Source organism: Pseudomonas sp. GW822-FHT02E03 (assembly GCF_058802325.1).
In genome coordinates, this window is record NZ_JBXAOA010000001.1 from 166,080 (window position 1) to 185,051 (window position 18,972).

An 18,972-nucleotide genomic window follows, 5' to 3' on the forward strand; every position below is an offset into this window, starting at 1 on the left:
TCTGGTTTTGAGTCAGTGAGAAACCTGTGGCGAGGGAGCTTGCTCCCGCTTGAGTGCGTAGCACTCACAAAAATCGGCAATAGTTGTCAGATTTTTTGGGGCCGCTGCGCAGCCCAACGCGAGCAAGCTCGCTCGCCACAAAGGCAGGTATGACTGATGAGCGCTTAAGTGAACAACGTTACAAGGCCTTGCACCTCACCTGCCAGAATTCTGCACAAGTTGCTCAACGAAAAACTCCACATGCCCTCTTGGATGAGTCGGCAATGGCCAGGTGTCGACGTTGTGAGCCAGGGCCTGGAAGGCTTGGGCGCATTTGGAACGGGGAAAGGCTTCAAGCACTGCACGCCCCTTCTGCACGGCTTTGTGCGCACATTCATCGTTGGGTATCGCGCCGACGTATTGCAGCGAGACATCGAGGAACATGTCGGTAATCTTTTCCAGCTTGGCAAACAGATTGCGGCCTTCCGACGGACTGCCCGTCATGTTGACCAACACCCGAAAACGGTGCAGACCGTAGTTCAGGTTGAGCAGCTTGATCAGCCCGTAGGCACCGCTGATCGAGGTGGGTTCATCGCACACGACCACCATCACTTCCTGCGCCGCGCGGATGAAGTTGACCACTGAGCCACCGATACCGGCGGCTGTATCGATCACCAGCACATCCAGCTTATCGCCAATGTCGCTAAAGGACTGGATCAGCGCACGGTATTGCGCCGGCTCCAGATGAATCATGCTCTGCAAGCCCGAAGAAGCCGGGGCAACACGAATGCCTCCAGGCCCAGGCAACAGCGCCTCGGACAGCTCGCAACGCCCTTCGATGACATCGGCCAGTGTGTAGCGCGGGGTCAGTCCCAACAGAATATCGATATTCGCCAGGCCCAGATCAGCGTCCAGCAATACAACGCGCCGCCCCATTTTTGCCAGCGCCAGCGACAGATTAACCGCCACCGTTGTCTTGCCCACGCCACCTTTACCGCCAGTTACCGCGATAACTTGCACGCAATGCACATCATCCATTTTGCCTTCCCTTCCCTGCGCATTGTGTGCCAGTACGTAATGGCACCATCCCGATGCCGGAAGAATAGCTGAAAAGCGCAAAATTGCTGCTTTGTCTCCCGACGAGAGGCACTTCGCCACATACCATCGACCCTTTTCAACGAAAACGCCGCTAATGGGTTGATTCAGAGGATGACACTGCGCTCCTGAACGATCGCTGGCAGATGTACCGATAGAGGCGGCTGAACTGGCGCCAGGCTCTCAGGCGCCCTGCTCACCCAGAGATGAAGAAACTTCCAAGACGTCTAAATCCAGACGTCATTGATTGCGGTTCTTTCTCCGTCCTGATCGCCGGTGTTCAGCACGCCACGCGGCTCGATCAGTAGCATCCTCACTTCTCGCTCAGCGTAAGGCTTGTGTTCGACGCCCTTGGGGACAACGTACATTTCTCCCTGCCTGACCACGACGGCCCCCTCTCGAAGATCAATGCGAAGCTCGCCTTCAAGGACGATGAAGGTTTCATCGGTGTCGGCATGGGAATGCCAGACAAAATCGCCTTCGATTTTCACCACCTTGAACTGGTAGTCGTTCATTTCGGCAATGACCTTGGGCGCCCATTGCTCGCTGAACAAAGCAAATTTTTCGGCAAAGTTAATCGCGGTGCAGGTTGTCACGCCGGGTTGGGAATGCATTTGAGTTGCCCTCATTAGCCAGGATATCGAGCCCTGACTTTAGAGATGACTCAACGCTGCGTATTGCATGATTGTGCAAGTAGCCCAGGAGCATCCTCAAACAAGGCCCAGCCGCTTCATCCACCGGCCGGGTGAAACGCCGTAGGTCTGGACGAACTGACGCGTCATGTGGCTTTGATCGAAAAAGCCTGCGCAGACGGCCGCCTCCGCCATCGAGTAGCCGCCGAACATCAGTGCTCTTGCCAGATCGAGACGTCGTTGAGTCATGTATCGATAGGGGCTCGTACCGTACAGCGCACGAAAATCACGGCTCAGGCTCCAGCGGTCTCGACCACTGGCCTGCGCTAACTCCTCCAGGGTAATGACTCGATCCAGCGACTCATGAATCAGCGCACGCGCGCGTTCGGCCGCTGCGAAATCAAACGACTTACGCCGCCCGCGTTGCCCCGAGTTCACATCCAACGCCTGCGCGAGATCGTAAATGGCATCGTCTTCTTCCAGGGGCTCGATGCAAGCGTCGAGGTTTTGCAGTAGCACCTGGGTCGCGCCATAAAGCCGTGGATCGCTCGATATACCACCCTCGATGAAGGGCAAGGGCTTGCCGCCTAATACTTGCTGAATCAAAGCGGGTTCGATGTAGATCATCCGATAATGAAAACCCGCTTCGGTACCGGCTTCACCGTCATGCACCTCGTCTGGATGCAAAACGATGGTTTTCCCGGGCAGGCTGTGACGCTTGGTGTTGCGGTACTGGAAGCTTTGTACACCCGACAGCGTTCGTCCGATGGCGTACGTATCGTGGCGATGCGGCGTAAACCCATGGCCACCAAAAAAGGCTTCGATACGCTCGATCTTCAACGGCTGAGCCGAGCGCTTTACCCAATCCATGCCGCCCCTTGTTTTCGTCATGTCCCTGTACCACCTGAATGATGTCAGTACGGTACCAGTCAGCGTGCCCGATGTCCCCGGCGGACTGACCCGTGCATGCCTGAATCGGCCCCCACGGCGGCGGTGCCAAATTTGTCTCTTCCCCTCGTGAACCAGTCTTCAGACCCGCAGTCTTAGCCGTGCCGTAAAAGAAGCTCACCCAACGAAGCGCTCCTACGGTCATTGCTCGTTCCTGTCCCCTATCGTCGTCATCTCATCAGAGCTGTCCGTTCATGCGCCCAACCGTCCGCCGCTGTCGCTTTATCTCTCTGTGCCTGATGCCTTTGCTCCCGCTACTCGCCAGCCCCGCCCATGCCAGTGGGGAACGGCAATTGGTGGAGGTCATCAACGATTACCGCGCCGATCCCGATCGCTGTGCCGGGCGTACGGTCAAGCCGTTACGGCCGCTGTCGCTGAAATCTAACCTGGCGCTGCCGGTCGGCTATGGCGGCGGTTTGCGGAGCGCCTTGAAAGCCAACGGCTATCAAGCGGTGACGGTGCGCACCATTCGCGTAGTCGGCGCGCAAGATGCCGATGAGGCGTTTGACATGCTTGAGAGCGACTATTGCGGGGCGCTGCTCGATACTCAGTTCGCCGACATCGGCGTCACTCGCTCCCGTAGCGAATGGCAGGTGGTACTGGCGCAACCGGTGCTCGACGGACGTGCCGGTGATTCGCGAGCAGCGGGCAAGGCGTTGCTGGCCGAGGTCAATGCGGCACGGGCCAGGCCGCGCATGTGCGGCCGCCAACGCTTTGCCGCCGCACGGCCACTGTCCTGGAATCCCGCTTTGGGCGCCGCCGCGCAAGGCCACAGCAAGGCGATGGCCTACGGCAATTACTTCGCCCACCGGGATCCTGACGGTGATATGCCGGCAGACAGGGCCAAAGCCGCCGGCTATCGAGGCCGGCAGATCGGCGAAAACATCGCCGCCGGGCAAAGCTCACCGGGCAAGGCGATGGCCAGCTGGCTGGCCAGCCCCGGGCATTGCGCCAACCTGATGAACCCGATGTTTACCCAGGTCGGCGCAGCCTATGCCGCCGATTCGCGCAGCGATAAAGGTGTTTATTGGACGATGCTGTTTGGCGCGCCTTGAGTGAAGCGCGCTCCATAACCGCTGAAATGCCAGTCTATTAAACGCAAACCCTGTGGGAGCGGGCTTGCTCGCGAAGGCGGCGGCACAATCAACATTGATGTCGCCTGACTCACCGCCATCGCGGGCAAGCCCGCTCCCACAGGTTCCGACGGGTGTGCTTCAGACTCGGGGCATTATTCAAATACTCGACGGCGCTGCCACGCTTTGCCGCCCTTTGAAGGCCAGTGAGAAACAGAAAAATATCGCCAACGCGAACCCTGCCGGGAACAGCCAGATGCTTTTCCAGTCATGGCTGTCAGCCGACGCATAGTGATCGGTGACCGCCCCGGCCACCCAAAAGCCAATCAGCATGCCCAAGCCGTACGTCGCGAGGGTGATCAACCCTTGCGCGGAACTTCTGAAACGCTCCGAGGCTTTGGCATCGGTGTAGATCTGCCCCGAAACAAAGAAGAAGTCGTAGCAGATGCCGTGCAAGGCGATGCCGGTGAACAACATGAAGGCGAGATCCCCGTTGTTGCCGTAGGCGAACAGCAGATAGCGCAACGCCCATGCCAGCATTCCCACCAGCAGCGCGATCTTGATGCCGAAACGCTGAATGAACAGCGGCAGGAGCAACATGAACAGCACTTCCGAGACTTGCCCGATCGCCATCTTGGCGGTTGGATTGGTCACACCGATTTCCGCCAGAAACGGATTGGCATTCTGGTAATAAAACGCCAATGGAATGCAGATCAGAATAGAAGCGATGAAGAACACCAGGTAACTGCGGTCCTTCAACAAACCCAAGGCGTCCAGCCCCAGCATTTGCTTTAAGCCGACACTGCCCGGCTCAGGTTTGAGCGGCGCGGTACGCGGCAGGCTGAAGCTGTAGATTCCAAGCACGAAGGAGGCAATGGCTGACATCAGAAACGTGTTGCGCAAACCACCGGATGAGATCGCTTGTTGCGAATCCCAGGCAAACACAAAACTGATCACCACACCCGCGACAATCCAGCCGATGGTGCCCCACACTCTGATCCGCGAGAACTCCAGGGCCGGGTCGCGCATCTGCCGGAACGCCACCGAATTCACCAATGCCAGCGTCGGCATGTAGATCATCATATAGGCCAGCACGAACGGGTAAAACGCACTGAAGTCAGGCGCTCGATAGAGTTGCAACAGCAGCACCGCGCCGATCAGATGCAACACCGCAAGAATGCGCTCGGCATTGAAGTAGCGGTCGGCAATCAACCCGATCACAAACGGCGCGATGATCGCCCCCCAGGACTGCGTCGAGAACGCCATGCCGATCTGCCCACCGCTGGCCCCAAGATTACTGGAGAGGAAGGTGCCGAGGGTTACGAACCATCCGCCCCAGATAAAGAACTGCAGGAACATCATTACGCTTAATCGCGCAGTCATCGTGGTCATTTCAATCACCGTCTTATTGTTTTTTTTGGAGAGAGGGGCAAACAGACTCTTCAGGCGTCGGGCAAACCCAATAGCCGTCGGTTGAAACGCTCGTCGGACGCCACGCTGGCGAAATCGTCAAACGCCTTTCGGGTTTTGCTGATCATGTGCTGCCGGATGAAGGCCGCTCCTTCTGCGGCGCCCTGCTCCGAATCCTTCAGGCAACACTCCCATTCCAGAACCGCCCAGCCGGCAAAATCGTACTGCGTCAATTTGCTGAAAATCGATTTGAAATCGATCTGCCCATCGCCCAAGGAACGGAAGCGGCCCGGCCGATCGACCCAACTTTGATAACCGCCGTAGACACCCGAACGAGCGTCGGGCCGGAACTCGGCGTCCTTGACGTGAAACATGCGGATGCGCTCGTGGTAGCGATCGATGAAGCCCAGATAGTCCATTTGCTGAAGCAGCAGATGGCTCGGGTCGTAGAGGATCGCGGCGCGCGGATGGTGATCGACGGCCTCAAGGAAACGCTCGAACGAGGCGCCGTCGTGCAGGTCTTCGCCGGGATGGATCTCGTAGCAGAGGTCGACGCCGGCCTCTTCAAAACAATCGAGGATCGGCAACCAGCGCTTGGCCAGTTCGGCAAACCCCTGCTCGACCAGACCGCTCGGCCGTTGCGGCCACGGGTAGACGTAGGGCCAGAGCAGCGCCCCGGAGAACGTCGCGTGCGCCTTCAACCCCAAGCGCTGGCTGGCGCGTGCGGCGAGCTTCAACTGATCGATGGCCCACTCGGTGCGTGCCTGAGGCTGACCGCGCACATGCGCGGGGGCAAAGTCATCGAACAACGTATCGAACGCCGGATGCACCGCCACCAGTTGCCCCTGCAGATGCGTCGACAGTTCGCTGATTTCGACGCCCGCCTGGGCGCAGACGGCTTTCAATTCGTCACAGTAATCCTGACTGTCGGCGGCGCGCGCCAAGTCGATGTATTGCGTGCCCAGGGTCGGCAATTGAATGGCTTTGTAACCCTGCGCCGCGGCCCACTGAGCAATGTTGGCGAGCGTGTCGAAGGGCGCTTCGGCGGACATGAACTGCGCGAGAAAAATACCCGGGCCGCGCAGGCCTGCCGGTGTTGGGGAGGTGTGGTTCACGGGAGGGTTCTCCGGATTCATGGGTTGCAGACCAGTTCGGTCCACTTCGCGTCGCCGCGATGATTGGCGACCACCGCCTCGATGAACGCCATGCCACGCAACCCGACGTCGATGCCCGGCACGCCGGGGGCATCGTTGCCTTCGACCTTGCTGCGGATCGCGGAGGCAAAATCACCATAGAGATTGGCCATGGCCTCGAGATAACCTTCGGGATGCCCGGCGGGCAAACGCATGCGCTGGCTGGCGGCCTCGCACAACCAGGGCTGGCCGACACCGGAACGAAGGATGCTCAACGGTTGATCGAGGGAGCGATGGATCAGGCTCGCGGGCTCTTCCTGACGCCACTCCAGCCCGCCCTTGTCGCCATAGACGCGGATCTTCAACGGGTTCTCTTCGCCGGCGCAGACCTGGCTGGCGATCAACACCCCGCTGGCCCCGGCGGCCATCTTGAACAGCATCGCCGCGTCATCGTCCAGTTGCCGCCCGGCAATGTGCGAACCCAAGGTTGCGCACACCTGTTCGATGGGTTGGTCCACGACGAATTCGGCCAGTGAAAAGGCATGGGTGCCAATGTCGCCAATGCAGCCGCCCAACCCGGACTGCTCGGGCTGATCGCGCCAACTCGCCTGCTTGTTGCCCTGCCCGGCCACGTCCCGGCTCAGCCAGCCTTGCGGGTACTCGACGATGACCTTGCGCACAGCGCCGATCACGCCGCTACGCACCATATTGCGCGCCTGCCAGACCATCGGGTAACCCAGATACGTGTGGGCCAGTCCATAGAGGCGGTCGCTGCTTTTCACCACCGCCTTGAGCGCCAGCAGCTCGGACAGATTCAGTGCCGCGGGCTTTTCGCTGAACACATGAAAACCCGCGCTCAGTGCCTGACTGGCAATCGGTGCGTGTAAGTGATTGGGCGTGACGATGACCAACAGTTCCATGCGCTGATCGGCAGGCAGTGCGCGTTCGCTGTCCAGCATCTGCTGCCAGTCGCTGTAGCAGCGTGAAGCGGACAATCCCAGCGCGGCGCCGGTGTCCTGATTGTTGCGGGCGTCTCGGCTGAATGCACCGCACACCAGTTCAAAACGGCCATCGAGGCCGGCAGCCTGGCGGTGGGCTTTGCCGATGAAGGCACCCTCGCCGCCCCCGACAAACCCCATTCTTATTTTTGCCATTGCAACACTCATCGCGAATTTTCTCTTGTTCGGGGCGGATTAACGCTTCAGGTTTGACTATGATGTAACCGGTTACATCATGCCGGAAATTTAGGCTCAGTTACTTCAGGTGTCAAACCCGGGATTAAAAATGAAGCTCATTTCAGCGCACGGCCGGACTGCGGTAAGCTCGCCGGCCACGTTTACATCTGCCGGTTCGATAACGAGGTCGTCTTGTCCAATATCCGTGAAGTAGCCCGGCTGGCCGGCGTCTCGGTGGCCACCGTGTCCAGAACGCTGAAGTCGCCCGAGCGCGTACTCCCCGAAACCCGGGACAAGGTCAATGCAGCCGTGGAACAGGCCGGCTACCGGCCGAACCTCATGGCTGTGCAGTTTCGTTCGCGCAGAACCGGCAATCTGGTGATTCTGGTCCCGGCCATCGCCAACACATTTTTCGCCCGGGTAATCAGCGGTGCCCAACAGACGGCGCAGGCGGCCGGATACCGACTGCTGTTGTGCGACACCCAGGGCCGCGAGGAAATCGAGCGAGAATTTGCCGCGCTGGCGTACGCCCACCAGGCCGACGGCGTGATTCAGTTGCGCGCCTACGACCCTTTTGAATCGCCCTTCCCCAATGGCGAATCACCGCCCTTGGTCAACGCCTGTGAAGTGATTCAAGGCGGGCGGCATCCGACCATCAGCCTCGACAACCGGGCGGCGGCCAAAGCCATGACGGAGCATCTGATCGATCTGGGCCATCGCCGGATCGGCCTGATCAAAGGCCCGAAAAGCAGCCCGCTCACACGCGACCGAGTGGCCGGTTATCAAGCTGCGTTGCACCAGGCCGGTATCGAGTCGGATCCACAACTGATCTGCCACGGGGACTTCACGTTGAAGGCCGGTTTTGATGGCGCGGGAATGCTGCTGGAACTGCCCGACCGTCCGACCGCATTCTTTTGCGAAAACGATGAAATGGCGATCGGTGCGTTGAAGCGCATCAAGCAACAGGGTTTGCGGGTACCCGAAGATATTTCTCTGGTCGGTTTCGATGACATTCCGTTCGCGGCCTACTGTGATCCAGCGTTGACGACCATCGCGCAGCCCGCCGAAATCTTTGGCCAAAAGGCCGTTGAAATGCTGATCGCCCTCATTGAAAAAAAGCCCATCCCGGACCGCCATGTGGTGCTGCCGTTCACATTAACCGTGCGTAACAGTACGACCGCCCGAAAGGGATGAGGGAGAAATCATGGACATCAAAACCGACCTGCAACGCATCGCACTCCAGGAAGAAACCCTGAAGTTTGAGCGCTTCGACAAAGCGACGGCCTGGGACTTGGGCACCCGTTTGAAAAGCGCCTGCGAGGAGCAAGGCGTGTCCGCCACGATTGAGGTCAGGCTGGCGCGGGACACCGTGTTCTTCTACTCGATGCCCGGAACCTCCGCCAGCAATGCCGACTGGGCACGACGCAAGCGCAATGTCGTGGAACTGATGGAACTCAGCTCATACCGCGTAGGCCGGTCCTTTGCGCTTCAGGGCGACTCACTCGAAGGTTTGATGGGGTTGCCCCTGCGTGATTACGCCGATCATGGCGGCAGCTTCCCGATATCGGTCAAAGGCGTGGGGTGCATTGGCGCTGTCACCGTTTCAGGGCTGCCCCAGCGTGAGGATCATGCCCTGGTGGTTCAAGTGTTGGCACAGATGTGCGGGGCCGACCCGAGTGAACTCGCGTTTGAGGGTGAGTAGCGCGCAGTCGCCACCGAGTCTTGCCCACAAATGAATTAGCAACGTACACAAATTTTGCGAACAACACCGATCACTGTGGGAGCGGGCTTGCCCGCGAAGGCGGCGGCACAGTCAACATTGGCGTCGCCTGACACACCGCTTTCGCGAACAAGTCGGATCGCCGCACCGCCGCTCCCACATGGATTTCGCTTAATTGACTGGCATTGTGCTCTCCCAACAGATCGATTACTTCGGTTGTGCCACCGTGCGCAAATAAGGTTTCAGCGTTTTGAAGCCATCCGGATATTTCTTCCTGGCGTCCTCGTCGGAGACCGATGTGGGAATGATCACGTCCTCACCCGGACGCCAGTTCACCGGGGTGGCGACGGTGTGCTTGGCATTCAACTGCAGAGAATCGAGCAGACGCAGCACTTCATCGAAGTTGCGCCCGGCACTCATCGGGTAGATCAGCATCGCCTTGACCTTTTTGTCCGGGCCGATGATGAACACTGACCGCACCGTAGCGTTGTCCACGGCAGTCCGTGCGCCGCCACTGGCATTCGGATGAATCATGTCGTAGAGCTTCGCCACCACCAGATTCTCGTCCCCGATCATCGGATAGTTGACGGCATGCCCCTGGGTCTCTTCGATGTCTTTGGCCCAGGTCTGGTGATTACTGACAGGGTCGACGCTGAGCCCGACGATCTTGGTGTTGCGTTTATCGAACTCCGGCTTGAGCCCTGCCATGTAGCCAAGCTCAGTGGTGCACACCGGGGTGAAGTCCTTGGGATGCGAAAACAGGATCGCCCACTTGTCGCCGATCCACTCGTGGAAATGCAGCGGGCCTTCGGTGCTTTCGACGGTAAAGTCCGGTGCTTCGTCGCCAATACGGATTGCCATGTTCGTTCTCCTTACTGTTGAGTCGTAGGGAAGCCGCTGGCTGCTCCAACGGCATTCAGGATCTGCGTTGAACCTGTCAACGCGGATCAGTATAGGAGACGCCTGAACACAAGGGAGTTATCGCCGCGCCAACTCTACAGCCCTTGAACGACGGGGCCTTCAAGCCTTCGAGTTGCCTTCGACCGACATGGCAAGCCCGGTTGTCCTGGCCACCCAGTAGTAAAGAATGCCCGGCACCACCAGTCCGACGATCCAGGAAATATCGACGCCGCCGAGCTGCGCGACCATCGGTCCGGAATAGAAGTGCGTGTCGACAAAAGGCAGCTGAACCAGCACGCCGAAGACGTACACGCTGATCCCCAATACATTCCAGCGGCCATAACGCCCCGCCGGGTCGGACAACGCGGGAATGTCATAACGCTCTTTATTGATGAAGTAATAATCCACCAGGTTGATCGCGCTCCACGGCGTGAAGAAGGTCAACAAAAACAGGATGAAGTATTTGAACGTGGTGAGAAACGAGTGCTGCCCCAGCAATGCAAGCGCGGTGGACGCCCCGACAATCGCCAGCACAAACAGCATGCGTTTACCGGCGGATATCTCGAAACCACGACGAAAGCCACTGATGATGGTGGCCACGCACATGAAGCTGCCATAAGCGTTGAGGGTCGACACCGTGACCTTGCCGAATACCACGCTCAAATACAGCAAGGAAGCGATCACGCCGGTACTGCCCAATCCAACGATGGTGGCGACTTCATGCCCGCGAAAACCCGTGCCCGCCAACGCCGCAGCGAATACCCCCAGCACCATGGACGCCTGGGCGCCCAGCACCGTTCCCAGGCCTACGGCGGTGAACGTCTTCCAGGACGAAGTCTTGCTCGGCAGGTAGCGTGAGTAGTCGGCCACATAAGGGCCAAACGCGATCTGCCAGGAGGCGGAAAGGGACACCGCCAGCAGGAAAGTACTCCAGCCGAAATGGCGATTTTCCAGCAACAGACCGATGTCGTTGAGCGTCATCAACCGGGTAAACAGGTAGACGAAGGCAATGATGCCCAGCACGCTGGCGACCCGTCCAACCAAGTGGATGACCCGATAACCGAAGATCGTCAGAAACGCGATGCAGGAGGCGAAAATCAGGATGCCGGCGCTGTCGCTGACGTCGATCAATTGGGCAATGGCCTGCCCCGACAGCACCGCGCCGGTGGCGCTGAAACCGAGATACATCAGGCACACCAGCACAATCGGGATCGCCGCCCCATAGACGCCGAACTGCACGCGACTGGAGATCATCTGCGGCAACCCAAGCTTCGGTCCTTGTGCCGCATGCAAGGCAACCACCGCACCGCCGAGCAACTGGCCGATCAGCAAACCAATCAGTGACCAGAACACATCGCCACCCAGCACCACGGCCAGAGCGCCGGTGACGATCGCGGTGATCTGCAGGTTGGCGCCGAGCCACAGGGTGAACTGGCTGTAGAGGCTGCCATGACGCTCGGCCTCGGGAATGTAATCGATCGAACGTGTCTCGATCAGGGGACTTCGCTGCTGACTATCGCTGACCTTGGTCATTACGGTGTTCTCTTCTGAGGGACAGACGGGTACGGATGTTCTGTGGCGAGCGAGCTTGCTCGCGTTGGGCGGCGAAGCGGCCCAAAAATCCTGACAACAATGCCGATTTTGCGACTGCTGCGCAGTCGAGCGGGAGCAAGCTCCTTCGCCACAATTGATCGCTTGACTGTTAACTGACTGACAGGGGTTTGAACGCTTAGAAGGCCTTGCTGGCACTGGCGACCACGGTGGCAGTGCACAGGTCGCCATAGCCGTACCAGCTCGCGCATTCGCTTTTCGACAGGTCGGTATCGATGTAGCTGAGGCCCCAGGTCACACCCACGAAATCACGGGTCAGTTTGGCTTCCCACTCGGTGTAGGCATCACGGCTTTCGCCGTTGGCGGACCAGAAAGCCGGGTCTTTGACATCGTTGCGACCCACGCGCAGGTCCAGGCCGATCTCGGCCGGCAATTCGATTTTGTAGCTGAGGTAGGTGTAAAGAGTGTCCTGATCCTCGCCAAAGAAGTTCGGCGTATCGTTTGAGTAATTGGCGCCGAGTTTCACGCCATAAACGTCAAGGACGGCGTAGACCTCACTCATGTTGAATTGGCCTTCCTTTGGATAGTCGTACTTGATGTACCCCAGATCCAGACTGACTGCCTCGGTCGCCTGCCAGTAGTAGCCCGCGTAGTACTCGAGTTCCTGCCGGGTTTTGTATGGGCCGCCGAAATCGACATTCGAGGTCCAGGCGCCGATGTACAAGCCGCTGCTGTGCACCAGCGTGGCGCCAGCCTGAACCGCCGGATCCCCCAGGGTCTGCGAAATGCCACGGGAGCGATAGTCACTGAAAACGCCCAGGGTCATGTCCAGGCTGAAGTCATCGTTAAGCGTCAGTGCCTGGCTGGTCAGGGGAGCCAATACAAGGCTGGCAACGGTCAATGCTGAGCGTACGTTCATACAAGTCTCTTATTTTTATGGATCAGCGGGTGATGTCGGGCACGGCGTTGCCCTGCCCCTCGCCATGCGAGGAGCAGGAGCATTTTTTTCGGTGCTACCGGCGGGTAGTCGTCAGGACGCGGGCGCGTAAACCTGCTTGCCAGCGAAGAAAGTCTTCAGGACCTTGGTGTTGAACAGCTCGTCGTCGCTGACCTTGAACACATCGCGGTCGAGGATGATCAAGTCGGCCTGTTTACCGGGCGCCAGCGAGCCAATCTGTTGCTCCAGCCGCAGGGCTTTGGCGGCATTGAGGGTGTAGGCGTAGAACATGGTCTGGCGATCAATGCTTTCTTTGGCATTCAATACACCCAGCGGCCCTTTGCGAGTGCTGGCCTGAGCGATGGCATTCCACGGGTTGGGGCTGGACACCGGCCAGTCACTGCCACCGGCGATGACCGCACCGGCGTTATGCAGGGACCCGGCGGGATACTGATAACCGTAAGCGAACGCGCTGATATACGGTTTGACCAACTCCACCGTGTAAGACTCGCCGGTAGCCCACAGCAGCTGCATGGAAGCGATCACGCCGAGTTGCTTGAAGCGCGGAAACTCCTTCGGATTGACCAGTTGCAGGTGCGTGATGCTGTGGGCCATCGGTGTCGGGTTGAGTTTGCGCGCGTATTCAACACCATTGAGTGACTCACGTACGGCACGGTCGCCGACCGCATGCGTGTGCACAATCCAGTCACGCTTCTCTGCCGCGACGACCAATTCACCAAAGTGTGCCGGGTCGATCAGCAACTGACCGTTTTTTTGACTGTTGGTGAACGGAACGATCACTGCGGCCGTCTGCCCTGGAAACTCCAGGACGCCATCAGCGAAGACCTTGATGCCAGGGAAGCTCAGGTTGGGCACGCCCTCGAATTTCTTCATCACCTTGGCCAGCACTTCCAGATCGGCCGGCCGACTTTTGGGGTTAGCCAGCAGCAGCGCCGCGACGTGGGCATTGAGCTCGCCCTTCTCTGCCAGTTCGCGGTAAAGCGGTAGAACACCGTAACTCTGCTCGGTGGCCTGGAAATCGAGCAGCGAATCACCACTTCCGGCATTCGCTGCCGCGTCCATCCAGGCGGTAACGCCATACTGGTTATTGACCTTCACCGCCTCGCGGGCAGCCTTGAGCATGACCTCGTTGCCGGGCGCGGGGATTTGACTGCGTATCTTGTCCCAGCGCGACTCGGCAAAATAGCCATTGGGAGTGAAGTCCGCTTCGTGCCCTACGAAGCTGCGATCCTGTTCCGACAGACCTTTTACCAGTGCCGCGTCGATCTTCAGGCGCTTGAGCATTGCGTTGTTGGCCCAGCCGGTATGCCCGTCAATCCCGCTGAGGACCACCGGTTGGTCCGCCCAGCGTCCCTGATTGAAACGCTGACCGAGTTCGCGGCTTTTCTCCCAATAGGCCGAACTCACCCCGCTAATGCTGATCACGTCACCGGCCCGTGCATGCCCCGCTTCATCCTGCTCGATCACCCATTGCTCGAGTTCCGGCAACGGCTTTACTTCATCCAGCAGGTTGGCCCCCTGGCTGTTGAAGGCCGCAACGACCGGGTGACTATGGGTATCAATCATTCCAGGCATCAGTACTTTGCCCGCCAGATCGATTCGTTGCGTCTGGGCATCGGCCAGGGCGTTGATCTCGGCATTGCTGCCCACTTTTAGAATCTTGCCGTCTTGCACCGCCACGGCCTGAACCAGTCCTTGACCGGGTTCGGCGGTAAAGACCTTGCCGTTGAACAACACAAGATCAGCGGCGGCCATGGCCTGCGCCGAGGAAAGGGCCAGGGCTGCGGCCAACAGGTTGGGAATGAATAGTTGCATCGGAACACTCTCTTGTTTTTATTGGGCGATTCGGGATGTGGACGCTTGTGACAATGCCTTCGGATCAAGTCCAACAAACGGCGCCTTGGCCCCGCTCAGGAAGTGGCCCGAACAGACGGCCGCAAGCCTCTGATATGCAGGCCCTACCCTATAGGGCGCAAGCGTCGGATGGACCTCTGCAAATGAGGAGGGGTGAGGCAATTAAATGACAGAGATCCGATCTGGTGGGCGGCGGCCCCTGTGGGAGCGGGCTTGCTCGCGAAGACGGCGGCACAATCAACATAGACCGAAGAGGCTTGTTTAAAAGACCTGAAAGTTACTTCCTGAAAGCTACAAAACCTTGCGCCGTTGCCTACGGCTGCACCAGAATCCGCCGGCTTGTGCGGCTTTGGGGCGGGCTATATCGTTTCCCTGTCACTGAAAAACAGTGATCGGGTTTGGTAGCCCGCCCTGTAACAGCCGTATGGCAACACCTTATGCGGTCTCTTTTTTGGGCTCGGCTTTATATGGTGGTCATGCGTGGGGCTCCATTGTGAGCGCCGGGTTTCCTGTTGCAGCCGGTCTACCAACCCGCGTATGGCCGCCACTCTTCGTTTGGTAGCGAGGGTGATGGCTCCTTAAAATCTGCAACAAGGAGTTTTCATCTATGTTCAAAGTCACACCCAATCCCCCAGACGCCGATCCGATCTCCCCATACGAACCCGATTCAAAAAAACTCAACGAGGCCGCCGAACGCGCCCTCGACTTCCACTTCCCGTCGAATGCCGACATCAAAGCCACCGCGCGTACACCCAGCACTATGTTTTCCGTGGACCCACAGACCACAGCCGAAACCCTGGCGGTTTTTTTGGTCGAGACGCTGGCCTCGGTCGATGTGATGGTCCATCAGTTGGTGGATCATCTGGAGGGTGAGTCGCGCTACGCCCTGCTGGGCATTTCAAACAGCATCATGGTGGCGGAGATCACGGCGAACCGGGTGCTGGATAAAATCAATACACCTTAGAAAGGTGAGCTCCACTCCCCCTGTAGGAGCGAGGCTTGCCCGCGAAGGCGTCAGGTCTGGCACACCGCGTTATCGTTCTTCGCGGGCAAGTCGGATCGCCGCACCGCTCGCTCCTACAAAGGGCGTGTTGCAGGCAAACGTTGTTGGACTAGGTCTTTCCTGCCATTTGGCACTATAGTTCATGCCAGATGACAAAACGGCGGAGACTGCCATGAGCGCCAAGAAAAAAGATGTCGTAGTCGACGAGGCTGTCAAAGATGCCAGCCCAAAAAGAAAGGTTAAACCACGCGAATCCAACGTTGCCGTAACCGTCTTGAGTAATGGCATGGCAATGCCGGGTTCGAGTCGCGTGCCCCCAATGGTTGCGGTCTTGCTTTCTGGAAAAAATAGCGATGATCGTATGGAGATTTACAGGGCCGTTAAAAACGGTTTCCCGCTGCAGTCGGTGCTCGACATGATCGAAAACAGCGAGGTGTATAAGCAACGCGGCGTGCTGTCGAAAATCGTTGGCGCCTCTGATCGCACGCTTGCGCGGCGGTTGAAAACGCCCAATGAAGCGTTGACCGCGGAGCAAAGCACGCGAGCGCTCAACTATGCGGAGGTCTTGGAAAAGGCAACGGATGTGCTGGGTTCGCGTGAGCTTGCCGAACAGTGGATGGTCAAACCTGCGCGGGGCCTGGATGGTGAGGTACCCATCGACTTGATTTCAAATTCGGTCGGGTATGAATTGGTGACTGACTTTCTGACGCGCATTGAGTACGGGGTCTATTGATGGCTAAAGACCCTTTGAGCAGTGAGATTCACTTCTGGCGCCTGGATCCTGCGGAGTATGCCCCCAGCTGGAACTCGGGTATTGGGGCTGAAAAGGTGGGTGGGCGCTGGAACCCTAAAGGTATGGCCACGGTTTATGCAGCCCTGGATGCCTCTACGGCCATCCTTGAAGTGGCGGTGCATAAAGATTTCGATGCGCTGGATTGCAAGCCCCATCGTCTTACGCAGGCCCGTGTGCTGAACCCGTCCAGGATTTATGTGGTGCAGCCCGACAGCATTGCAAACTCCAATTGGCTGGTACCGGGTACCCCGAGTCGCAGCCAGCAACAGTTCGGTGCTGACCTGTTAAGTGTGTACCCTTTTGTGTTGGTCCCTTCCAGTGTCTCGCCGCATAGCTGGAATTTGTTGATGAATCCGCAACTGGCTAATGGGTTGTACGAGTTGGTGTTGCAAGAGCCTTTTGCCCTTGATGGGCGGCTTAATAAGCCTTTGCCATAAAGGTGTCTTCGCTGACGCCTTCGCGGGCAAGCCTCGCTCCTACAGGGCGCGCGTTGTAGGCGGATTTAATCGCGGCGTGTCGCATCCGCAAGCGAGGTCGCTGAACGCAGCACCGACCCCAGTTCCACCTTGCTCTTCACCCCCAGTTGCAGGTAGCAGTTGCGCAAATAAGTGCGGACTGTCGCAGGGCTCAACTCCAGGATTTTGGCAATTTCCTTGTAGGAATGGCCGGCGGCGAACAGCATGGCTGCCGTTCGCTCCCGTGGCGCCAGCATCGCCCCGCGCGACTGGGCTTCGAGCGACAGGATAACGTGTTCGGCGTTAGGGCTCAGTGTCAGGGCGCAGCGGCCCAGGCGCATGACGCAGGGTGCCTTTGGCAGTTGCGCGATCACCTGCGCGGGAAGCATTGAACCGTTCCAGCCGGGTAACTCACGTTCAATGGCTGCACATAGCGTTGCCCCCACGTACAGCAAGCTGCCATCCATACGCGCGACACCAAAGTCAGACGCCCCGTTGCCCGTGTCGAATCGGATCATGTCCTGCACCTGGAATCGCCACAGCTGCAACAGATGGTCGCAGAAGGCCGAAAACAGATCGGCCTCGCTGTCGTTGAAAGCCGAGGCATCAATGCCTCGATAGAGACAGACGAAGAACATCAAACCGCTTTCGGGTAACTCGAAGCTGATGCACATCAGGTAGTAGAGGTCGTGGCGCCGAGCGAACACATTCACTTCTTCATTGGGGTCGGTGAAGCCGCTGTCGCGCACAACCTCACCGGGTCGACTCATGGTGTCATCGGAGAATTTGTCGTTGCGCGCACACGTGTGCCACTCGGCGGTAAACGACTCGGGCAGATTGATTCGCCCGTGCATCCAGTTTCTGGTCGAAACATCGACGCCCGGCGCAGACATCTCGCCCCACCAGGCCGAAGCGAAGGGCACCAGCTGGCTGAACGCCTGCAGGCCGTCGGTGATGAAGCGGGATGCACCCCGATCTCGGGCAAGACGCCCCAGGTGCAATACGCAAAGATTGAACGCTTGCAGCGTTGCCATCGACGCCTTGGCGCCGACCTCATTACCCTCCTCCATCGCTCTGATCCTGTTCGCTGCATGGCGTATTATTTTTTTTGACCATGCCATAGGCGCAGTGATTGCGTCCAGTTCTGGGTAGCTGTCTTGGGAGCGATAGTCTTCAACCTGAATGAGCCCGTATTGCATAGCGGCTTAAGGCATCAGGTCCAACGGCATAATCTGTCCTTTCGCTCGCTCGTCATACCAACGTTGCAGTGCATCGGGTAAACGCCCTTTCCAGCTCGACATGTTGGTGTAGTAACGGGCTCGAGAATTGTTCTGCTCATCGAACACCAGCAGCACCAGCCAAAACCGGGCGTCTGCTGCGCGCATGAGAATGGCGGCGTTGGTATTGCCCAGCCCGCGCACCCACATTTCAGTCACTTCAGCGCCCGGCAGGTCATTCGACTCGTCACCGATCAACCTGGAACTGCTGCTGTCCATCAACGTCTGGTAATCGTCCTTGAGCAATTGCCGCAGCGCGTCATCTTCCTGCTGCGTACGCACAAGACCCAGACTGAGCAAATCGTAGTCCAGAGCCAAAGCCTGTTCCGACGCTACATAACGCCCAGCGTAAAACACACCCATGCCGGCGCCACAGTCGGCATCGACACCGTCTTGTGTGACGTCGAGAACGCCATTGATGGCTTTGAAGGTTAAGGCGCAGGCGCCTTCGGTGTAATGTGCCTGGGTGCCGTCGAGTTTGGCGATGCCGTCCAGGTTGCCAGAGTTGGCGCCGCTCGCGGCAGAGACTTCGAATCCTAGATGAGTCGAGTCCCGGCGCGTTGTCTTCAACTCGGCTCCCGTCGAAACGCCCCAGGGAATGCGCTGCCAAGTGGTGTCCCAGTTAAACGGAATAGCCGCGTGTTCGAGCTCGGTGATGCGCATCAGGTACTGCTGGCGCAGACAATCGATTTGGTCTGAACAGCGATTGCGTTGTTTCAGCCACTGACGCTGGTCTGCTTTTAAAGCTTTAGGGTCGACGACTTTTGCCAGCGTCGAGCGCCAGACCTTTGCCAGTTTTTGGTCCAGCTTCGAAGTGTTGGGGTCGGCGCAAATGGCTTTTTCGCTGGGGCTGGCGGCACTGGTGCAATCGAAGCTACTGGCGTGGGTTGCGGCGGCGGATGCGAGCAACACCAGCAGTAAAGCGCATCGAGTGTTAAAGCGAAACAAGGTCGGGGGCATGGGCAGATTCCGTTCTTTGGGCATGCAAGTATGCCGAGACATGCGCAACAACGCGC

Annotated in this window: 18 protein-coding genes; 6 read left to right on the plus strand and 12 right to left on the minus strand. The window is 58.5% G+C overall.

What is annotated here, in order from left to right; all coding sequences use genetic code 11:
• Positions 1-195 precede the first annotated feature (195 nt).
• The 3 genes from AC1RQB_RS00840 to AC1RQB_RS00850 form a co-directional block, all read right to left on the minus strand.
• Entirely contained in the window at positions 196-1,017 is an 822-nt protein-coding gene (locus tag AC1RQB_RS00840; RefSeq protein ID WP_008008512.1) for a MinD/ParA family protein, read from the minus strand.
• A gap of 284 nt (positions 1,018-1,301) precedes the next feature.
• Positions 1,302-1,688, minus strand: a complete 387-nt coding sequence (locus AC1RQB_RS00845) for a cupin domain-containing protein (RefSeq protein WP_063343137.1) — start codon at positions 1,686-1,688, stop codon at positions 1,302-1,304.
• Between the two features lie 96 nt (positions 1,689-1,784).
• The gene (locus AC1RQB_RS00850; protein ID WP_063343136.1) at positions 1,785-2,597 is read right to left on the minus strand and encodes an AraC family transcriptional regulator; all 813 of its coding nucleotides are present in this window, start codon (positions 2,595-2,597) and stop codon (positions 1,785-1,787) included.
• A 251-nt stretch (positions 2,598-2,848) separates the two neighbouring features.
• On the opposite strand from AC1RQB_RS00850, the gene AC1RQB_RS00855 reads away from it, so the two are divergent.
• Positions 2,849-3,709: a CAP domain-containing protein gene (locus AC1RQB_RS00855; RefSeq protein WP_063343135.1), complete on the plus strand. Its 861-nt coding sequence runs from the start codon at positions 2,849-2,851 to the stop codon at positions 3,707-3,709.
• Positions 3,710-3,886: 177 nt separating this feature from the next.
• Here the strand turns inward: AC1RQB_RS00855 and AC1RQB_RS00860 are convergent, their stop codons facing one another.
• Genes AC1RQB_RS00860 through AC1RQB_RS00870 form a run of 3 tightly spaced genes read right to left on the minus strand, consistent with a single transcriptional unit; the run spans position 3,887 to position 7,424 of the window.
• Positions 3,887-5,119, minus strand: a complete 1,233-nt coding sequence (locus AC1RQB_RS00860) for a nucleoside permease (RefSeq protein WP_063343134.1) — start codon at positions 5,117-5,119, stop codon at positions 3,887-3,889.
• 50 nt (positions 5,120-5,169) lie between these two features.
• A complete protein-coding gene (locus AC1RQB_RS00865) occupies positions 5,170-6,273 on the minus strand; it encodes a sugar phosphate isomerase/epimerase family protein (protein WP_063343133.1) in 1,104 nt (367 codons plus the stop codon).
• Entirely contained in the window at positions 6,270-7,424 is a 1,155-nt protein-coding gene (locus AC1RQB_RS00870) for a Gfo/Idh/MocA family protein (protein ID WP_081235302.1), read from the minus strand. The genes AC1RQB_RS00865 and AC1RQB_RS00870 overlap by 4 nt, the downstream gene beginning before the upstream one ends.
• Before the next feature lie 213 nt (positions 7,425-7,637).
• Between AC1RQB_RS00870 and AC1RQB_RS00875 the strand changes: the two genes are divergently transcribed.
• Positions 7,638-8,639: a LacI family DNA-binding transcriptional regulator gene (locus AC1RQB_RS00875; protein ID WP_063343131.1), complete on the plus strand. Its 1,002-nt coding sequence runs from the start codon at positions 7,638-7,640 to the stop codon at positions 8,637-8,639.
• Positions 8,640-8,649: 10 nt separating this feature from the next.
• Entirely contained in the window at positions 8,650-9,147 is a 498-nt protein-coding gene (locus AC1RQB_RS00880; RefSeq protein WP_063343130.1) for a heme-degrading domain-containing protein, read from the plus strand.
• 225 nt (positions 9,148-9,372) lie between these two features.
• Here AC1RQB_RS00880 and AC1RQB_RS00885 read toward each other — a convergent pair whose 3' ends face one another.
• The 4 genes from AC1RQB_RS00885 to AC1RQB_RS00900 form a co-directional block, all read right to left on the minus strand.
• Positions 9,373-10,026, minus strand: coding sequence for a peroxiredoxin (locus AC1RQB_RS00885; RefSeq protein ID WP_007904854.1), 654 nt, complete (start codon positions 10,024-10,026; stop codon positions 9,373-9,375).
• Between the two features lie 159 nt (positions 10,027-10,185).
• Positions 10,186-11,598 (minus strand): purine-cytosine permease family protein, encoded by a 1,413-nt coding sequence (locus tag AC1RQB_RS00890; RefSeq protein WP_063343129.1) that lies wholly within the window; start codon positions 11,596-11,598, stop codon positions 10,186-10,188.
• A 196-nt stretch (positions 11,599-11,794) separates the two neighbouring features.
• Positions 11,795-12,535, minus strand: coding sequence for a TorF family putative porin (locus AC1RQB_RS00895; protein ID WP_063343128.1), 741 nt, complete (start codon positions 12,533-12,535; stop codon positions 11,795-11,797).
• Positions 12,536-12,646: 111 nt separating this feature from the next.
• Positions 12,647-14,389, minus strand: coding sequence for an amidohydrolase (locus AC1RQB_RS00900; RefSeq protein WP_063343127.1), 1,743 nt, complete (start codon positions 14,387-14,389; stop codon positions 12,647-12,649).
• 646 nt (positions 14,390-15,035) lie between these two features.
• Here AC1RQB_RS00900 and AC1RQB_RS00905 point away from each other — a divergent pair.
• The 3 genes from AC1RQB_RS00905 (at position 15,036) to AC1RQB_RS00915 (ending at position 16,661) form a co-directional block, all read left to right on the plus strand.
• Positions 15,036-15,392 carry a DUF6124 family protein gene (locus AC1RQB_RS00905; protein WP_063343126.1) on the plus strand — a complete coding sequence of 119 codons (357 nt, stop codon included), beginning with the start codon at positions 15,036-15,038 and terminating at the stop codon, positions 15,390-15,392.
• Between the two features lie 211 nt (positions 15,393-15,603).
• Positions 15,604-16,164 carry an Xre family toxin-antitoxin system antitoxin gene (locus AC1RQB_RS00910; RefSeq protein ID WP_081235301.1) on the plus strand — a complete coding sequence of 187 codons (561 nt, stop codon included), beginning with the start codon at positions 15,604-15,606 and terminating at the stop codon, positions 16,162-16,164.
• Positions 16,164-16,661: an RES family NAD+ phosphorylase gene (locus AC1RQB_RS00915; RefSeq protein WP_063343125.1), complete on the plus strand. Its 498-nt coding sequence runs from the start codon at positions 16,164-16,166 to the stop codon at positions 16,659-16,661. The genes AC1RQB_RS00910 and AC1RQB_RS00915 overlap by 1 nt, the downstream gene beginning before the upstream one ends.
• A 65-nt stretch (positions 16,662-16,726) precedes the next feature.
• Here AC1RQB_RS00915 and AC1RQB_RS00920 read toward each other — a convergent pair whose 3' ends face one another.
• Entirely contained in the window at positions 16,727-17,749 is a 1,023-nt protein-coding gene (locus AC1RQB_RS00920; protein ID WP_063343124.1) for a helix-turn-helix transcriptional regulator, read from the minus strand.
• Positions 17,750-17,884: 135 nt separating this feature from the next.
• On the minus strand, positions 17,885-18,916 hold the full coding sequence (locus AC1RQB_RS00925) for a lysozyme inhibitor LprI family protein (protein WP_063343123.1): 1,032 nt from the start codon (positions 18,914-18,916) through the stop codon (positions 17,885-17,887).
• Positions 18,917-18,972 lie beyond the last annotated feature (56 nt).

Bases quoted from the DNA above. Each gene is read 5' to 3' on its own strand.
- AC1RQB_RS00845 (WP_063343137.1), bottom strand. From the start codon at position 1,688: ATGCATTCCCAACCCGGCGTGACAACCTGCACCGCGATTAACTTTGCC.
- AC1RQB_RS00920 (WP_063343124.1), bottom strand. From the start codon at position 17,749: ATGGAGGAGGGTAATGAGGTCGGCGCCAAGGCGTCGATGGCAACGCTG.
- AC1RQB_RS00880 (WP_063343130.1), top strand. From the start codon at position 8,650: ATGGACATCAAAACCGACCTGCAACGCATCGCACTCCAGGAAGAAACC.
- AC1RQB_RS00900 (WP_063343127.1), bottom strand. From the start codon at position 14,389: ATGCAACTATTCATTCCCAACCTGTTGGCCGCAGCCCTGGCCCTTTCC.
- AC1RQB_RS00865 (WP_063343133.1), bottom strand. From the start codon at position 6,273: ATGAATCCGGAGAACCCTCCCGTGAACCACACCTCCCCAACACCGGCA.
- AC1RQB_RS00915 (WP_063343125.1), top strand. From the start codon at position 16,164: ATGGCTAAAGACCCTTTGAGCAGTGAGATTCACTTCTGGCGCCTGGAT.
- AC1RQB_RS00855 (WP_063343135.1), top strand. From the start codon at position 2,849: ATGCGCCCAACCGTCCGCCGCTGTCGCTTTATCTCTCTGTGCCTGATG.
- AC1RQB_RS00850 (WP_063343136.1), bottom strand. From the start codon at position 2,597: ATGACGAAAACAAGGGGCGGCATGGATTGGGTAAAGCGCTCGGCTCAG.
- AC1RQB_RS00925 (WP_063343123.1), bottom strand. From the start codon at position 18,916: ATGCCCCCGACCTTGTTTCGCTTTAACACTCGATGCGCTTTACTGCTG.
- AC1RQB_RS00860 (WP_063343134.1), bottom strand. From the start codon at position 5,119: ATGACCACGATGACTGCGCGATTAAGCGTAATGATGTTCCTGCAGTTC.
- AC1RQB_RS00895 (WP_063343128.1), bottom strand. From the start codon at position 12,535: ATGAACGTACGCTCAGCATTGACCGTTGCCAGCCTTGTATTGGCTCCC.
- AC1RQB_RS00905 (WP_063343126.1), top strand. From the start codon at position 15,036: ATGTTCAAAGTCACACCCAATCCCCCAGACGCCGATCCGATCTCCCCA.
- AC1RQB_RS00910 (WP_081235301.1), top strand. From the start codon at position 15,604: ATGAGCGCCAAGAAAAAAGATGTCGTAGTCGACGAGGCTGTCAAAGAT.
- AC1RQB_RS00890 (WP_063343129.1), bottom strand. From the start codon at position 11,598: ATGACCAAGGTCAGCGATAGTCAGCAGCGAAGTCCCCTGATCGAGACA.
- AC1RQB_RS00870 (WP_081235302.1), bottom strand. From the start codon at position 7,424: ATGGCAAAAATAAGAATGGGGTTTGTCGGGGGCGGCGAGGGTGCCTTC.
- AC1RQB_RS00840 (WP_008008512.1), bottom strand. From the start codon at position 1,017: ATGGATGATGTGCATTGCGTGCAAGTTATCGCGGTAACTGGCGGTAAA.
- AC1RQB_RS00885 (WP_007904854.1), bottom strand. From the start codon at position 10,026: ATGGCAATCCGTATTGGCGACGAAGCACCGGACTTTACCGTCGAAAGC.